This window comes from Isoptericola sp. NPDC057653 (genome assembly GCF_042799955.1).
In the GTDB taxonomy this organism is placed as follows: domain Bacteria; phylum Actinomycetota; class Actinomycetes; order Actinomycetales; family Cellulomonadaceae; genus Isoptericola.
The window spans coordinates 655,877-670,036 of record NZ_JBHVHP010000002.1 but is presented as its reverse complement, the minus strand read 5'-3'; the positions used below and the strand labels follow the sequence as shown (position 1 = coordinate 670,036).

At 75.0% G+C, this 14,160-nt stretch carries 9 protein-coding genes; 5 read left to right on the top strand and 4 right to left on the bottom strand.

Annotated elements, in window-relative coordinates; translation table 11 throughout:
* Positions 1–129: 129 nt before the first annotated feature.
* Positions 130–3,705, bottom strand: a complete 3,576-nt coding sequence (metH, locus tag ACFU9A_RS14295) for a methionine synthase (protein ID WP_430575945.1) — start codon at positions 3,703–3,705, stop codon at positions 130–132.
* A gap of 88 nt (positions 3,706–3,793) precedes the next feature.
* Entirely contained in the window at positions 3,794–4,687 is an 894-nt protein-coding gene (locus ACFU9A_RS14290) for an SMP-30/gluconolactonase/LRE family protein (protein WP_430575944.1), read from the bottom strand.
* A gap of 139 nt (positions 4,688–4,826) precedes the next feature.
* Here ACFU9A_RS14290 and ACFU9A_RS14285 point away from each other — a divergent pair, with 139 nt between their 5' ends.
* Together ACFU9A_RS14285 and ACFU9A_RS14280 are read left to right on the top strand one after the other, a co-directional pair.
* A complete protein-coding gene (locus ACFU9A_RS14285) occupies positions 4,827–5,942 on the top strand; it encodes a GNAT family N-acetyltransferase (RefSeq protein ID WP_430575943.1) in 1,116 nt (371 codons plus the stop codon).
* 210 nt (positions 5,943–6,152) lie between these two features.
* The gene (locus tag ACFU9A_RS14280; RefSeq protein ID WP_430575942.1) at positions 6,153–6,899 is read left to right on the top strand and encodes a lysoplasmalogenase; all 747 of its coding nucleotides are present in this window, start codon (positions 6,153–6,155) and stop codon (positions 6,897–6,899) included.
* On the opposite strand, the gene ACFU9A_RS14275 is transcribed toward ACFU9A_RS14280, so the two are convergent.
* Positions 6,812–7,270: a GNAT family N-acetyltransferase gene (locus ACFU9A_RS14275; RefSeq protein WP_430575941.1), complete on the bottom strand. Its 459-nt coding sequence runs from the start codon at positions 7,268–7,270 to the stop codon at positions 6,812–6,814. The genes ACFU9A_RS14280 and ACFU9A_RS14275 overlap by 88 nt on opposite strands.
* Positions 7,271–7,320: 50 nt before the next feature.
* Between ACFU9A_RS14275 and ACFU9A_RS14270 the strand changes: the two genes are divergently transcribed.
* Complete coding sequence (locus ACFU9A_RS14270; RefSeq protein ID WP_430575940.1) at positions 7,321–8,022, top strand: alpha/beta fold hydrolase; 702 nt, start codon at positions 7,321–7,323, stop codon at positions 8,020–8,022.
* Between the two features lie 212 nt (positions 8,023–8,234).
* On the top strand, positions 8,235–8,606 hold the full coding sequence (locus ACFU9A_RS14265) for a DoxX family protein (protein WP_430575939.1): 372 nt from the start codon (positions 8,235–8,237) through the stop codon (positions 8,604–8,606).
* Positions 8,607–8,684: 78 nt separating this feature from the next.
* Here the strand turns inward: ACFU9A_RS14265 and ACFU9A_RS14260 are convergent, their stop codons facing one another.
* Entirely contained in the window at positions 8,685–11,168 is a 2,484-nt protein-coding gene (locus ACFU9A_RS14260) for a DNA topoisomerase (ATP-hydrolyzing) subunit A (RefSeq protein ID WP_430575938.1), read from the bottom strand.
* Between the two features lie 156 nt (positions 11,169–11,324).
* Between ACFU9A_RS14260 and ACFU9A_RS14255 the strand changes: the two genes are divergently transcribed.
* A complete protein-coding gene (locus ACFU9A_RS14255) occupies positions 11,325–14,117 on the top strand; it encodes a GNAT family N-acetyltransferase (protein WP_430575937.1) in 2,793 nt (930 codons plus the stop codon).
* Positions 14,118–14,160 lie beyond the last annotated feature (43 nt).

The window sequence follows — 14,160 nt, the reverse complement described above, 5'->3', positions numbered from 1 at the left end:
TTCTTTTCGTGTTTGTGGTTCTTTTTTTTTTTTTAACCCCCCCCCCCCCCGCCCCCCCCCCCCCCCCCCCGCCCCCCCCCCCCCCCCCCGCGCGGCCCCCCCCCGACTCGCGCTGTCCTGCCCTCCCGCTCAGACGCTGAAGTACTTGGCCTCGGGGTGGTGGAAGACGAACGCGTCGGTGGACTGCTCGGGGTGCAGCTGGAGCTCGTCGGAGAGCGTCACGCCTACGCGCTCGGGCCGCAGCAGCTCGACCACCTTGCGGCGGTCCTCCATCTCGGGGCAGGCGGGGTAGCCGAGGGAGAAGCGGGCGCCGCGGTACTGGAGCTTGAACAGCCCCTCGACGTCGGTGGGCTCCTCGTCGGCGAAACCGAGCTCGTCGCGGACGCGTGAGTGCCAGAACTCCGCCAGCGCCTCGGTGAGCTGCACGGACAGGCCGTGCAGCTCCATGTACTCGCGGTACTTGTTCGCCTCGAACAGCTTCGCGGTGTGGCCCGACACGGTGTCACCCACGGTGACGAGCTGCACCGGCAGCACGTCGAACCGCCCCGTCTCGTCCGCGAACGACCGTGGGCGCACGAAGTCCGCCAGGCACAGGTGCCGGTCGCGGCGCTGCCGCGGGAAGTGGAACCGCAGCCGCTCGGTGCCCGGCTCGCCGCCGGAGCCGCCGTCGGGCCCGTCGTGATGGGCGACGACGAGGTCGTCGCCGTCGGACCACACGGGGAAGTACCCGTACACGACCGTGGGGTCCATGATCTGGTCCGTGCGGACCCGCTCGAGCCAGGCCGCCAGCCGCGGCCGGCCCTCGGTCTCGACGAGCTCCTCATAGCTCTGGCCGTCGTCACCCCGGCCGGGCTTGAGCCCCCACTGGCCCATGAAGGTCGCGCGCTCGTCGAGGAAGGCCGCGTAGTCGGCCAGCTGGATGCCCTTCACCACGCGCGTGCCCCAGAACGGCGGGGTGGGCACCGGGTTGTCGGCGGCGACGTCCGAGCGGGCGGGCAGGTCCTCGGGCGCCGTCTCGGTGACGGTGACGACGCCGTGGCGGCGCTTGCGCAGCGCGGGCAGCCCCACGGACTCCGGGTCGGCGCCGCGGGCGATGGCGACGAGAGGCTCCATGAGGCGCAGCCCCTCGAACGCGTCCTTGGCGTACCGGACCGTGCCGGGGAACGCGGACGCGAGGTCGTCCTCGACGTAGGTGCGGGTGAGGGCCGCGCCGCCGAGCAGCACCGGCCAGCGCCGGTCGAGCCCGCGCGAGGCCAGCTCCTCGAGGTTCTCCTTCATCACCACCGTCGACTTCACGAGCAGGCCGGACATGCCGATGACGTCGGCGTCGTGCTCCTCGGCGGCCTCGATCATCGCGGAGACGGGCTGCTTGATGCCGATGTTCACCACGGTGTAGCCGTTGTTGGTGAGGATGATGTCGACGAGGTTCTTGCCGATGTCGTGCACGTCGCCACGCACGGTGGCCAGCACCACGGTGCCCTTGGACCGGCCCTCGCCGCCCTCGACCTTCTCCATGTGCGGCTCGAGCAGGGCGACCGCCGACTTCATCACCTCCGCCGACTGCAGCACGAACGGCAGCTGCATCTGGCCCGAGCCGAAGAGCTCGCCCACCACCTTCATGCCGCCCAGCAGGTGCGTGTTGACGATGTCGAGCGCCTTCATCCCGTCGGCCAGCGCCTCCTCGACGTCCTCCTCGAGGCCCTTGCGCGCGCCGTCGACGATCCGGCGTTCCAGGCGCTCGCCGACGGGCAGAGCGGCCAGCTCCGCGGCGCGCTGGTCGCGCAGGGCGGTGGCGTCCACGCCGGAGAACAGCTCCAGCAGGTGCGACAGCGGGTCGTGGGTGAGGTTGCCCTCGTCGTCGTACGCGCGGCGGTCCCAGACCAGGTCCTCCGCGGCCTCCCACTGCTCGTCGGGGATGGCGTTGCGGGGCAGGATCTTCGCGGCGTGCACGATGGCGGAGTCGAGGCCGGCCTGCGTCGCCTCGTGCAGGAACACCGAGTTGAGCACGGCCCGTGCGGCCGGGTTGAGGCCGAACGACACGTTGGAGACGCCGAGCGTCGTGTGCACGCCGGGGAAGCGGGTGGTGATCTCGCGGATCGCCTCGATGGTCTCGATGGCGTCGCGACGCGTCTCCTCCTGCCCGGTGGCGATCGGGAACGTCAGGGCGTCGACGATGATGTCGTCGACGCGCATGCCCCAGTCGTTCGTGAGCTGCTCGATGAGGCGGGTGGCGATCGCGACCTTGGTCTCCTGGGTGCGCGCCTGGCCCTCCTCGTCGATGGTCAGCGCGACGACGGCGGCCCCGTGCTCGCGCACCAGCGGCATGATCTTCGCGTAGCGGGAACCCGGCCCGTCGCCGTCCTCGAAGTTCACCGAGTTCACGACGCCGCGGCCGCCGAGCAGCTCGAGGCCCGCCTGCAGCACGGCCGGCTCGGTCGAGTCGATCACCAGCGGCAGCGTGGACGCCGACGCGAGCCGGGAGACGACCTCCCGCACGTCCGCGACGCCGTCGCGCCCCACGTAGTCGACGCAGACGTCCAGCAGGTGCGCGCCGTCGCGGGTCTGGGCGCGGGCGATGTCGACGACGTCGTCCCAGCGGCCCTCGAGCATCGCGTCGCGGAACGCCTTGGAGCCGTTGGCGTTGGTGCGCTCGCCGATCGCGAGGTACGAGGTGTCCTGGCGCAGGTCCGTGTGCGAGTACAGCGACGCGACGCCGTTCTCGCGCTGCGGGTTCCGGTCCGGCAGCTCCGCGCCGCGCACGGCCTCGACCACCTGGCGCAGGTGCTCCGGCGTCGTGCCGCAGCAGCCGCCCACCAGCCCGAGGCCGAACTCCTGCACGAACTGCGTGTGCGCGGCGGCCAGCTCCTGCGGCGTCAGCGGGTACACCGCGCCGTGCGGCCCCAGCTCCGGCAGGCCGGCGTTCGGCATGCACGTGACCGGCACCTCGCTGTGCCGCGCGAGGTGGCGCAGGTGCTCGCTCATCTGGTCCGGGCCGGTGGCGCAGTTCAGGCCGATCGCGTCGACGCCGATCGCCTGGAGCGTGGTCAGGGCCGCGCCGATCTCCGAGCCCATGAGCATCGTCCCGGTGGTCTCCACCGTGACCGACACGATGACCGGGACGCGGCGGCCCACCTCCGCGATCGCGTCGTGGCAGCCCGTGACGGCGGCCTTGGCCTGCAGCAGGTCCTGGCTGGTCTCCACGAGGAGCGCGTCCGCGCCGCCCTCGAGCAGGCCCGCCGCCTGCTCCGCGAACGTGGTGCGCAGGTGCGCGTACGTCGTGTGCCCCAGGCTGGGCAGCTTGGTGCCCGGGCCCATCGAGCCGAGCACCCAGCGCGGGCGGTCGGGCGTGGCGAAGGCGTCCGCGCGGCCGCGGGCCAGGGCGGCGCCGGCGCGGGCGAGCTCGCGGATGCGGTCGTCGATCCCGTAGTCGGACAGGTTCGACCAGTTGGCGCCGAAGGTGTTCGTCTCGATGGCGTCGACGCCCACCTCGAGGTACGCGTCGTGGACGGCGGAGATGATGTCCGGCCGCGAGACGTTGAGCACCTCGTTGCAGCCCTCGTGCCCCTCGTAGTCCTCGAGGGTCGGGTCCGCGGCCTGGATCATCGTGCCCATGGCGCCGTCGGCCACGACCACGCGGGTGCGGAGGGCCTCGCGGAGGCCGGTGGACCGGGTGTCGGCAGCGGCAGGATCGAGCGTGGTCGTCACCCGTGCAGCGTAACGGCGCGCGGGGCCGCTCGAGCGGCCCGTCCACCGCCGCGGGCGCCGCGACGGGCGGCTCCGCGGGCCGGGCGCCTCAGACCAGCGGGGCGCCGTTCACGGTGAGCAGGATCGAGTACACCGACGTGGACGCCGTCACGAAGAGCCGGTTGCGCTTGGGGCCGCCGAACGCGAGGTTCGAGACCTCCTCGGGCAGGTGGAGCCGACCGAGGAGCGTGCCGTCGGGGTCGAGCACGTGCAGGGCCTCCCCGGCGGCCACCCAGACGCGGCCCGCCGTGTCGACGCGCAGCCCGTCCGGCCCCCCGTCGATGTCGGCGAAGAGGTCCCCGCCGGTGATCCGCCCGCCGTCGACGTCGAAGACCCGCAGGTGCCGGTGGCGCGTGTCCGCGACGTACAGGCGGCTGCCGTCCACGGACAGCGCGAGCCCGTTCGGGCGCTCGAAGTCCGTGGCGACGGCGGTCGTCCCGCCCGTGCCCGGGTCGACCCGGTAGAGGTGGCAGCCGTCGATCTCCGGCTCCGCGCGCTCGCCCTCGTAGTCGCTCGTGATGCCGTACGGCGGGTCGGTGAACCACACCGCGCCGTCCGCCGACACCACCACGTCGTTCGGGCTGTTCAGCCGTCGGCCCTGCCAGCGGTCCGCGAGCACGGTGGTGGAGCCGTCGTGCTCGGTGCGCTCCACCCGGCGGGCGCCCTGCCGGCACGTCACGACCCGCCCCTGGCGGTCGATCGTGCGCCCGTTCGCGTAGCGCGCCGGCGACTCGAGGACGCTCACCGACCCGTCCGCCTCGTCCCACCGCAGCACGCGGTCGTTGGGGATGTCGCTGAACAGCAGGTAGCGGCCGGCGGGCACGTAGAGCGGGCCCTCGGTCCAGCGGCCGCCGGTCCACAGCCGCTCGAGGCGGCTGTCGCCGCCCACGGCGGCGAAGCGCTCGTCGAGTCGCTCGTAGACGGCGGGGACGGTCTCGGTCATCGCGCGCTCCGGGGGTCGTCGTGCTCGGGTCCGTGCAGGTCAGCAGGCTGCACCGTGCCACACACGGCACGCCGCGGCAACAGCCCGGGTCCGGCGAATTCCCGTGCGCGGCGGGCCCCGGGAGTCCTACCGTGAGCACATGCCCGACGCCGACCTGCTCGCTCCGATCGCCGAGCGCGCCGCCGCCCCCGCCGTCCTGCCCGGTCCGACCGCCGGCGGGCTGACCTGGCGGCCCGCGACGACCGACGACGCGCCCGCGCTCCTGGAGCTGCGGAACACGGTCGCCGCCGCGGACCGCGAGCCCTACCGCGAGACGCTGGCGGAGATCGTCGAGCTCCTCGGGGCGCCGTGGCGCGACCTCGGGGCCGACACGGTGCTCGGGCTCGACGCCCAGGGGGCGCTGCGGGCCTACGGCTACGTGGAGTCGATGCCCGGCGACACGCTGCTCGTGCGGGCCTTCCTGTGGGGCGCGGTGCACCCCGAGCGCCGCGGCGAGGGGATCGGCCGCGAGCTGTTCGCCTGGCAGGTGGCGCGGGCCCGCCAGCTGCTCGCGGCGTCCGGCAAGGAGGTCCCGGCGCGGATCGCGAGCTTCCTCGAGGACGACGCGCCGGCCGCCAAGGTGCGGCTCTACGAGCGCGGCGGCTTCACGCCCCGGCGCTACTACTCCGACCTGGAGCGCGACCTGCGCGACCTCGAGGCCCGCCCGGTCCCCGCCGTCGAGCCCGACGCCGGCCTGCGGCTCGTGCCGCTCGGCGACGAGCACGACGAGGCCACGCGCCTGGCGCACAACGACGCGTTCCGCGACCACTGGGGCAGCCAGCCTATGACCGTGCAGCAGTGGCGGAGCGGGCGCAGCATGTACGCGCCCGAGTGGTCGTTCGTCGTCGTGGACCCCGCGCCGGACGTCGACGCGCTCCTGGCCGACCCCGCCACGGACGCCGAGACGGCGGCGGCGCTGCGGGCGGGCGAGCCGCTCGTGGTCGGGTACCACATCGCCTCGCGGTACACGGAGGACTTCGCGGTCCGCGGCTACCCGTTCGGCTACACCGACATCCTCGGGGTGCGCCGCGCGTACCGCGGCCGCAAGGTCGCCGTCGCCCTCCTGTCCGCGGGGATGCGGGCCTTCGCCGCCGACGGGATGGCGGTCGCCGCGCTCGACGTCGACACCCAGAATCCGAGCGGCGCCCACGGGCTGTACGCGAGCCTCGGGTACACCAAGCGGCACGGGTCGCGGCTGCTGTCGATCGAGCTCTGACCAGGCTCGGACCCGGCTCTGACCAGCCCGGACCCGGCTCTGACCGGGTTCGGACGACGCTCGGACGACGCTCGGACGACGCTCGGACGACGCTCGGACGACGCTCGGACGACGCTCCGACCGCGCTCCTGGCGGCGCGGCCCGGGGCCCGTCCGCGGCGGCGGGGGAGCGGCTTCCGGTCGGGGCCCCGGTGGGCCTAGGCTGCGCGGCGTGACCGACGTCGCTCATCCCGGGCTGCTGCCCGCGCCGCCGCAGCGCCTCCTGCCCACCGCCAGCTCGCGCGCGGCCGCCGTGGCGCTGTCCATGCTCACCGTGCTGCACCTCGTGGCCCAGGTCGCCGAGGCGAGCGCGTGGGCCCGGGTCACGCAGGGCACCCTCATGCCGCTGCTCGCCGTCACCCTGTGGTGCGCGGCGCCGGCGCCCCGGTCGCGGCTCGTGCGCCTGGTGCTGGTGGCGCTGGGCCTGTCCTGGCTCGGGGACACGGCGCCCGCCGCGTTCTCCGGGGACGCGGCGTTCCTCGTGATGGTCGGCTTCTTCCTGCTGGCGCAGGTGGCGTACGTCGTCGCGTTCTGGCCCACCCGCGCGCACAGCGTCGCGCGTCGGCCGGTGCTCCTGCTGCCCTACGCCGTGGCGGCCGTCGCGCTGGTCGCGGCCTGCGCCCCCGGGGCGGGGCCGCTGCTGGCCGCGGTCGTCGTGTACGGCGTGTGCCTGGTGACCATGGCGGTGCTCGCCACGGGCGTGCACCCCCTCGCCGGGGTCGGCGGCGCCGTCTTCCTCGCCTCCGACGCCATGATCGCGCTCGGGGCGTTCACCGACTGGTTCGCGCCGCCGGCGTCGGGCTTCTGGGTGATGCTGACCTACGTCGCCGGTCAGGCGCTCGTGGTCGCCGGTGTGCTCGCGCGCAGCTCCAGCCAGGTCCCCGGCTCGGGGACGGGCGTGAAGCCGAGCCGGTCGTAGACCGGCCGGCCGTCCTCCGACGCGCGCAGCAGCACCCGCTTGAGACCCAGGGGCTCGACGTCCGCCAGCGCCGCGGCGACGACGGCGGTGCCGAGGCCCCGCCCGCGGTGCTCCGGGTCCACGATGACGTCCGCGAGCCAGCCGAAGGTGGCGCCGTCCGTGACGAGCCGCGCGTACGCGACCGTCGCGCCCGTGGCCGCCACGAGCACCGCGTGGTTGCGGGACCCGGCCACCGCGCGGTCCTGGACCTCGCGGGCCCGCCCCGCGGCCCAGTACGCGTGCTCGGCGAGCAGCGCGTGCACGCGGGCCGCGTCGATGCGGGCGAGGTCGGTGGTGAGCTCGTAGCCGTCGGGCAGCGCGCGGGTGGGCATGGCGGAAGTGAAGCAGGAGCGGTGTCGGAGGTCACACCTAATCTCGGGGCATGGACATCATCCTGGTTCCCGGGTTCTGGCTGAACGCCTCCGCATGGGACGGCGTCGTCCCCGTCCTCGAGCGCGCGGGGCACACCGCGCACCCCGTGACGCTGCCCGGCCTGGGGTCGAAGGACGCCGACCGGGCCGGCATCCACCTGGCCGACCACGTGGCCGCGGTCGTGGCCGCGATCGACGCCCTGCCCGCGGACGCCCCGGTGGCCCTGGTGGGGCACTCCGCCTCCGGGGGCCTCGTCTACGCCGCGACGGACGCGCGCCCGGGCCGCGTCTCGCACGTGGTGTACGTCGACTCCGGCCCGGTGGGCGACGGCTACGCGATGAACGGGGACCTCCCGGCCGACGTCGTCGAGGTCCCCCTCGACTGGTCCTCCTTCGAGGAGGACTCGCTGCGGGACATGACCGACGAGATCCGTGCCGCCGTCGACGTCGAGTCGGCGCCGCAGCCCGGCGGGACGGTGCGCGAGCCGCACCGCCTCAGCGACGACCCGCGCCGGCTCGACGTCCCCTCGACGGTCGTGGCGTCGGAGATGCCGGCCGACGTGCTGCGCGGGCTCATGACCGAGGGGCACCCGTTCGTCGACGAGCTCGCGAAGCTGCACCACTACGAGATCGTGGACCTGCCCACCGGGCACTGGCCCATGTACACGCGCCCGGACGACCTGGGTGCCGCCATCGTCGCAGCGATCGCGTAGTCGGACGGCGCCGCCGCCCCTGTGACGCGCGCCACGTCACGAACGTCGCGAACCCGTCGTCGGAACATCGAGCAGCCCCCCGGCACCGAGGGCGGGCGCCGCGCTCCAGAGACGGGAAGCCCCACGATGACCCAGCACAGGACCTGCACCCACGGCGGGCGCACGACCCGCCCACCGGTCGCAGCGCCGGCCCGCGACGTGCGGGTGGAGTCGTGACGACGTGGGGGGTGGTGGTCGTCCTGGCGGCCGTCACGATGAACGCGGTCTCCGGCGTGCTGTGGGTGGCCCGGCCGCGGAGGGTCCTGCCGGGCCTGCAGAAGAACCTGGCCGCGATCGGCGTCCCGGAGTCGTGGGCGACGTTCCCGATCGGCACGCTGAAGCTGGCCGGCGCGGCCGGGCTGCTCGCCGGCCTCGTCGGGGTGCCGTACGTCGGGACGGCGGCGGCCGCCGGGCTGATCCTGTTCTGGGTCTGCGCGATCTTCAGCCACGTCCGCGTCGGCGACTGGTCGACGCCGCAGTTCTACGCCACGTCGTGCGTCTTCCTCCCGCTCGCGGCGGGGGCGCTCGCGGCCACCGTCGTGTGACGGCGGGCGACCGGCGCGAGGCGGGTCCCCACGACCCCGGACGCCGTCGCCTCGCCGGCTCGGACGTGCCTGCCCAGGTCAGCCGACCGCGGCGACGGGCGCGGCCAGCGGCTGCCCGGAACCGTCGCGGCGGTCGGTGCTCTCCGGCAGCTCGGCGGGTTGCCCGGCGCCGCCCACGGCGCGGGCGGGGCCCTCGCCCACCCAGGCGAGGACCAGGCCGTCCTCGCCCTTGAGGAAGCGGTGCGCGCGCACGCCGCCGGTGCCGCGGCCCTTGCCCGGGTACAGCTCGTAGGGCGTGACCTTGGCGGACCCGCCGCCCGTGCCCGGCAGGGCACCCGAGGTGCCCGCGACGGTGACCACGGTGTGCAGGTCGCGCGTCGCGGCCCGCGCGACGCCGAAGAAGACGACCTGCTGGCCCGCGCCGAGGCGGATGCCCGCCATGCCGGCCGCGGCGCGGCCCTGCGGACGCACGGCCGAGGCCTCGAAGTGCAGCAGGCTGGCGTCCGACGCGACGAAGACCAGCTCGTCGTCCTCGCCCACGGGGGCGGCGCCCACGACCCGGTCGCCGTCCTTGAGCGCGATGACGTCCCACTCGTCGCGGTTGGCGGGCACGTCGCCCGCGGTGACCCGCTTGACGACGCCGTTCGCCGTGCCGAGCGCCAGCGTCGGCGCCTCGTCGTCCAGGGAGACCACGGCCAGCGCGGTCTCGCCGGGCGCGAGCGCGACGAGCTCGCTGACCGGGATGCCGCCGGAGAGCGACGGCGGCCCGTCGACCGGGGGCAGCGCGGGCAGGTCGAGCACGGACACGCGCAGGAGACGGCCCGCGGTGGTGACGAGGCCGACGTCGCCGCGGGTGGACGTCGCGACGTCCCCGCGCATCGCGTCGTGGGCGTGCCGGCGGCCCGCCCGCTCGAGGGGGGCGTCCGCGGACTCGCCCGACGTGCGGGCCAGCAGCCCCGTGGCGGACAGCAGGGCCCGGGTGGGGGCGTCGGCGATCTCCAGGCTGATGGCGGGCGCCTTGCTGCGCCCGTTCGTGGCGGCGGGCGCGGTGGCGCCGCCGGCCGAGTCGAGCAGCACCGTGCGGCGGGGGGTGCCGTAGGTGGAGGCCACCTCGCTCATCTCGGCGCTCACGACGGCCCGCAGGCGGGCGTCGTCGGCGAGGATCTCCTGGAGCTCCGCGATCTCGCGCTCCAGCTCCGACTGCTCCTTCTCCAGCTCGATGCGGGAGAACTTGGTGAGGCGGCGCAGCTGCAGGTCGAGGATGTAGGTGGCCTGCGGCTCCGACAGGTCGAAGACGCTCATGAGGCGCTCGCGCGCGGCGGCCGCGTCGTCGGAGGTGCGGATGACCTGGATGACCTCGTCGATGTCGACGATGGCCAGCAGCAGTCCCTCGACGAGGTGCAGGCGCTCCTGCCGCTTGGCGAGGCGGAACGTCGAGCGCCGGCGCACGACGTCGATGCGGTGCGCCACCCAGACGCGCAGCAGCTCGAGGAGGCCGAGCGTGCGCGGCTGGCCGTCGACGAGGGCCACGTTGTTGATGCCGAAGGAGTCCTCGAGCGGCGTGGTGCGGTAGAGCTGCTCGAGCACGGCGTCCGGGTCGAAGCCGGTCTTCACCTCGACCACCAGGCGCAGGCCGTGGGTGCGGTCCGTGAGGTCCTGGACGTTGCTGACACCCTGGATCTTCTTGGCCTTCACGCCGTCGGCGATCTTCTCGATCACCTTCTCCGGTCCCACCCCGTAGGGGAGCTCCGTCACGACGATCCCCTTGCGCCGCGCCGTCACGTTCTCGATCCGGGCGGTCGCGCGGGTGCGGAAGGTGCCGCGGCCCGTGCGGTACGCGTCGCGCACGCCCTCGAGCCCGACGATCTTGCCGCCCGACGGCAGGTCGGGGCCGGGCACGAACCGCATGACGTCGTCGAGCGTGGCGTCGGGGTTCCCGATGAGGTGCTGCGCGGCGGCGACGACCTCGACGAGGTTGTGCGGCGCCATGTTCGTCGCCATGCCCACCGCGATGCCGGACGAGCCGTTGACCAGCAGGTTCGGGACGGCCGACGGCAGCACGGAGGGCTGCGTGAGCTTGTTGTCGTAGTTGGGGACGAAGTCGACGACGTCCTCGTCGAGCCCGGCCGTCATCGCCATCGACGGCGGGGCCAGGCGGGCCTCCGTGTACCGGGGGGCGGCCGGGCCGTCGTCGAGCGAGCCGAAGTTGCCGTGGCCGTCGACCAGCGGCAGGCGCATGGAGAAGTCCTGCGCGAGGCGCACCAGCGCGTCGTAGATGGCGGTGTCGCCGTGCGGGTGGAGCTTGCCCATGACCTCGCCGACCACGCGCGAGGACTTCACGTGGGCGCGGTCGGGCCGCAGGCCCATGTCCGACATCATGTACAGGATCCGGCGGTGCACCGGCTTCAGCCCGTCACGGGCGTCCGGCAGGGCGCGGGAGTAGATGACGGAGTAGGCGTACTCGAGGAACGACGCCTCCATCTCCGCCGCGACGTCGATGTCGACGATCTTCTCGTCGAACGGCTCGTCGGTGGCGGGTGCGCTGCTGCTCTTGCGCGCCATGCGGTGCGGCTCCTGGATTCGGACTGGCTCGGGCTCGGTCGGGGCGGGCCGCGGACGGCCCGACCAGACTCTAGCGGCCGGCGCCCACAGCCCGACGCAGGCGCGACGGCGGTCGGCGGTCGGGCCGGGGTCGGGGCGCCCCGATACCCTGCACGGGTGGACGAACCCGACCAGCCGGACGCCCGGCCAGGTGCTCAGCAGGACCCTCGGCCGGGACCCGAGTACCCGGTCGCGTGGGAGGCCGACGTCGTGCTGCGCGACGGCTCGACGATGCACCTGCGCCCGCTGCGGCCCGAGGACGCCGACGCCATCCAGCGCTTCCAGGAGGCGCAGTCGGAGCGCTCGGCGTACTTCCGCTTCTTCGCGCCCGTGCGCCGGCTCACCGAGCGGGAGCTGAACCGGCTCACCCACCTCGACCAGCACGACCGCGTGGCGCTCATCGGGGTGCGCCCCGGCGTCGACGAGGAGGGCGACCCCCGCGAGGACGTGCTCGGCGTCGCCCGGTACGACAAGGTCACCGACACCGAGGCCGAGGTCGCGTTCAACATCGCGGACGCGATGCAGGGCAAGGGCCTCGGGTCGGTGCTCCTGGAGCACGTCGCGGCCGCGGCGCGCGAGCGCGGAGTGCGCCGCTTCACCGCCGACGTGCTGCCGCAGAACGCGTCGATGCTCGCCGTCTTCCGCGACGCCGGGTACGCGATCAGCCAGCACCTGGACGACGGCGTCGTGACGGTGGCCTTCGACCTCGACCCCACCGAGCGCTCCCGCGAGGTGATGGCCGACCGCGAGCACCGCGCCGAGGCGCGGTCCATGCAGGCGCTGCTGTCCGCGCGCCGGGTGCTCCTGGTCGGTCCCGGGCCCGCCGGCCCGGGGCCCGCGACGCCGGAGCACCACCTCGCCCAGCGGGTGGTCGACTCCGCGCTCGCGGACCCGGGGGACACGGAGCTCACGGTGCTCGGCGCCCCCGGCCCCCTCCCCGACGGGCTGCCCGCCCCGTCGGGCCTGGCGGGCCCGGGCGTCGCGGTCGCCGCGTCGTGGGACGACGTCGCGGACGTCGACGTCGTGCTGCTCGCGGTGCCGCCGGGCCGCGCCGTGGCGGCGGTGCGGCGCCTCGGCGGCCGGGGTGTGCGGGGCGTGGTCGTCCTCGCGGCCGGGTACGCCGAGACCGGCCCCGCCGGGCTGGCGCGGCAGCGCGAGCTGGTGCGCGCCGCGCACGCGGGCGGGATGCGCGTCGTCGGCCCGGCGTCCTTCGGCCTGCTCACCACCACCCCGGGCGCGAGCCTGCACGCCAGCCTCGCCGAGCGGGCTCCGCGCGCCGGCGTCGTCGGGATGTTCTGCCAGTCGGCGCCCGCGGCCGTCACGCTCACGCGCACGCTCGAGCGGCGCGGGCTCGGCGTCTCGGCCCTGCTGTCGGCGGGGCACCGCGCCGACGTGTCCGGCAACGACCTCATGCAGTACTGGCAGGACGACGCGCGCACCTCCGTCGTCTGCCTCTACCTGGAGTCGATCGGCAACCCGCGCAAGTTCTCCCGCATCGCGCGCCGGCTCGCCGGGGTGAAGCCCGTGGTCGTCGTGGTGGCGGGGCAGTCCGGGCAGGTCGTGCCGCCCGGTCACGCGGTGCGCGCCACCCGGGCCCCGCGCCGGCTGCTCGACGAGATGCTGCGGCAGTCCGGCGTGATCCGGGCCGAGAACACCCACCAGCTCATGGACGTCGCGCAGGTGCTGGCGCACCAGCCGCTGCCCGCCGGTCCGCGGGTCGGCATCCTCGCGTCCTCGGCGGCGCTCGCGGCGCTGGTGGCGGAGGCCGCGGCCGCCGCCGGCCTCGTCGTCGCCGCGTCGTCCGACTTCCTGCCGCCCGACGCGACGGACGCGCAGATCGCCCAGGTGACGGACGCGCTGTACGCGCCGGGCGCGTGCGACGTCGTGGTCGCCGTCGACGTGCCCGTGGTCGTGCCCCGCACCGGGGCGGTGGCCCGCGCCGTCGCCGAGGCCGCGGCGCGGACCGGCCGTACCACCGTCGCGTCCATGCTCGGCCTCAGCGGGCTGCCCGACGAGCTCGCGGCGACCGGCCCGGACGGCACCCCCGTGCGCATCCCGGCCTTCTCCACGCCCGAGGACGCGGTGACCGCGCTGGGCAAGGTCGTCACCTACGCCCACTGGCGCACCGAGGACCGCGGGACGCACGTGCGGCCCGACGGCATGGACGCCCGCCGCGCCCGCCGGCTCGTCGAGGGCTGGCTCGCGGCGGCCCCGGGCGACGGGCGCACCCTCACCCAGGACGAGACGGCGGAGCTGCTCGACTGCTACGGGCTGCGGCTGCGGCGCTCGCGGACGGTGCGGACCGCCGACGAGGCGGTCGCCGCGGCGGGGGAGCTCGGCTGGCCGGTCGCGCTGAAGACGGCCTCGACCGCGCTGCGCCACCGCACCGACCTCGGCGGGGTGCGGCTCGACATCGCCGACGAGGGCGAGCTGCGCTCCGACGTCGAGCGCATGCGGCAGGTCGCGCAGGAGGTGCTGGGGGAGGCCGACCCGGCGATGGAGGTGCAGTCCATGGCCCCGGTCGGCGTGCCCTGCGTGATCCGCTCCGGCGAGGACCCGCTGTTCGGTCCCAAGGTGTCGTTCGGGCTCGCCGGCGACGCGACCGACCTCCTGGACGACGTCGCCTACGGCATCCCGCCCCTGACCGACGTCGACGTGTCCGCGATGGTCCGCACGGTGCGGGCCGCGCCGCGGCTGTTCGGGTACGGCGGGGCCCCGGAGGCGGACATCGACGCCCTCGAGGACGTGCTCGCGCGCGTGTCCGTGCTGGCGGACGACCTGCCCGAGGTCGCGTCCCTGGAGCTCTACCCGGTGGTGGCCGGCTCGGTGGGGGTGAGCGTGCTGCACGCCGGGGTCCGGCTGCGGGCCGCCCAGCGCGCCGACGCGCCCCGCCGGGCCCTGCCGGCCTGACCCGTGGTGGGGGCCGGGGACGGTGGTGGCCGCCCCCGGCACG

What these genes read in the sequence shown, in the direction of transcription:
- ACFU9A_RS14290 (WP_430575944.1), bottom strand. Translation starts at nt 4,687, where the DNA reads ATGACCGAGACCGTCCCCGCCGTCTACGAGCGACTCGACGAGCGCTTC.
- ACFU9A_RS14275 (WP_430575941.1), bottom strand. Translation starts at nt 7,270, where the DNA reads ATGCCCACCCGCGCGCTGCCCGACGGCTACGAGCTCACCACCGACCTC.
- ACFU9A_RS14285 (WP_430575943.1), top strand. Translation starts at nt 4,827, where the DNA reads ATGCCCGACGCCGACCTGCTCGCTCCGATCGCCGAGCGCGCCGCCGCC.
- ACFU9A_RS14270 (WP_430575940.1), top strand. Translation starts at nt 7,321, where the DNA reads ATGGACATCATCCTGGTTCCCGGGTTCTGGCTGAACGCCTCCGCATGG.
- ACFU9A_RS14260 (WP_430575938.1), bottom strand. Translation starts at nt 11,168, where the DNA reads ATGGCGCGCAAGAGCAGCAGCGCACCCGCCACCGACGAGCCGTTCGAC.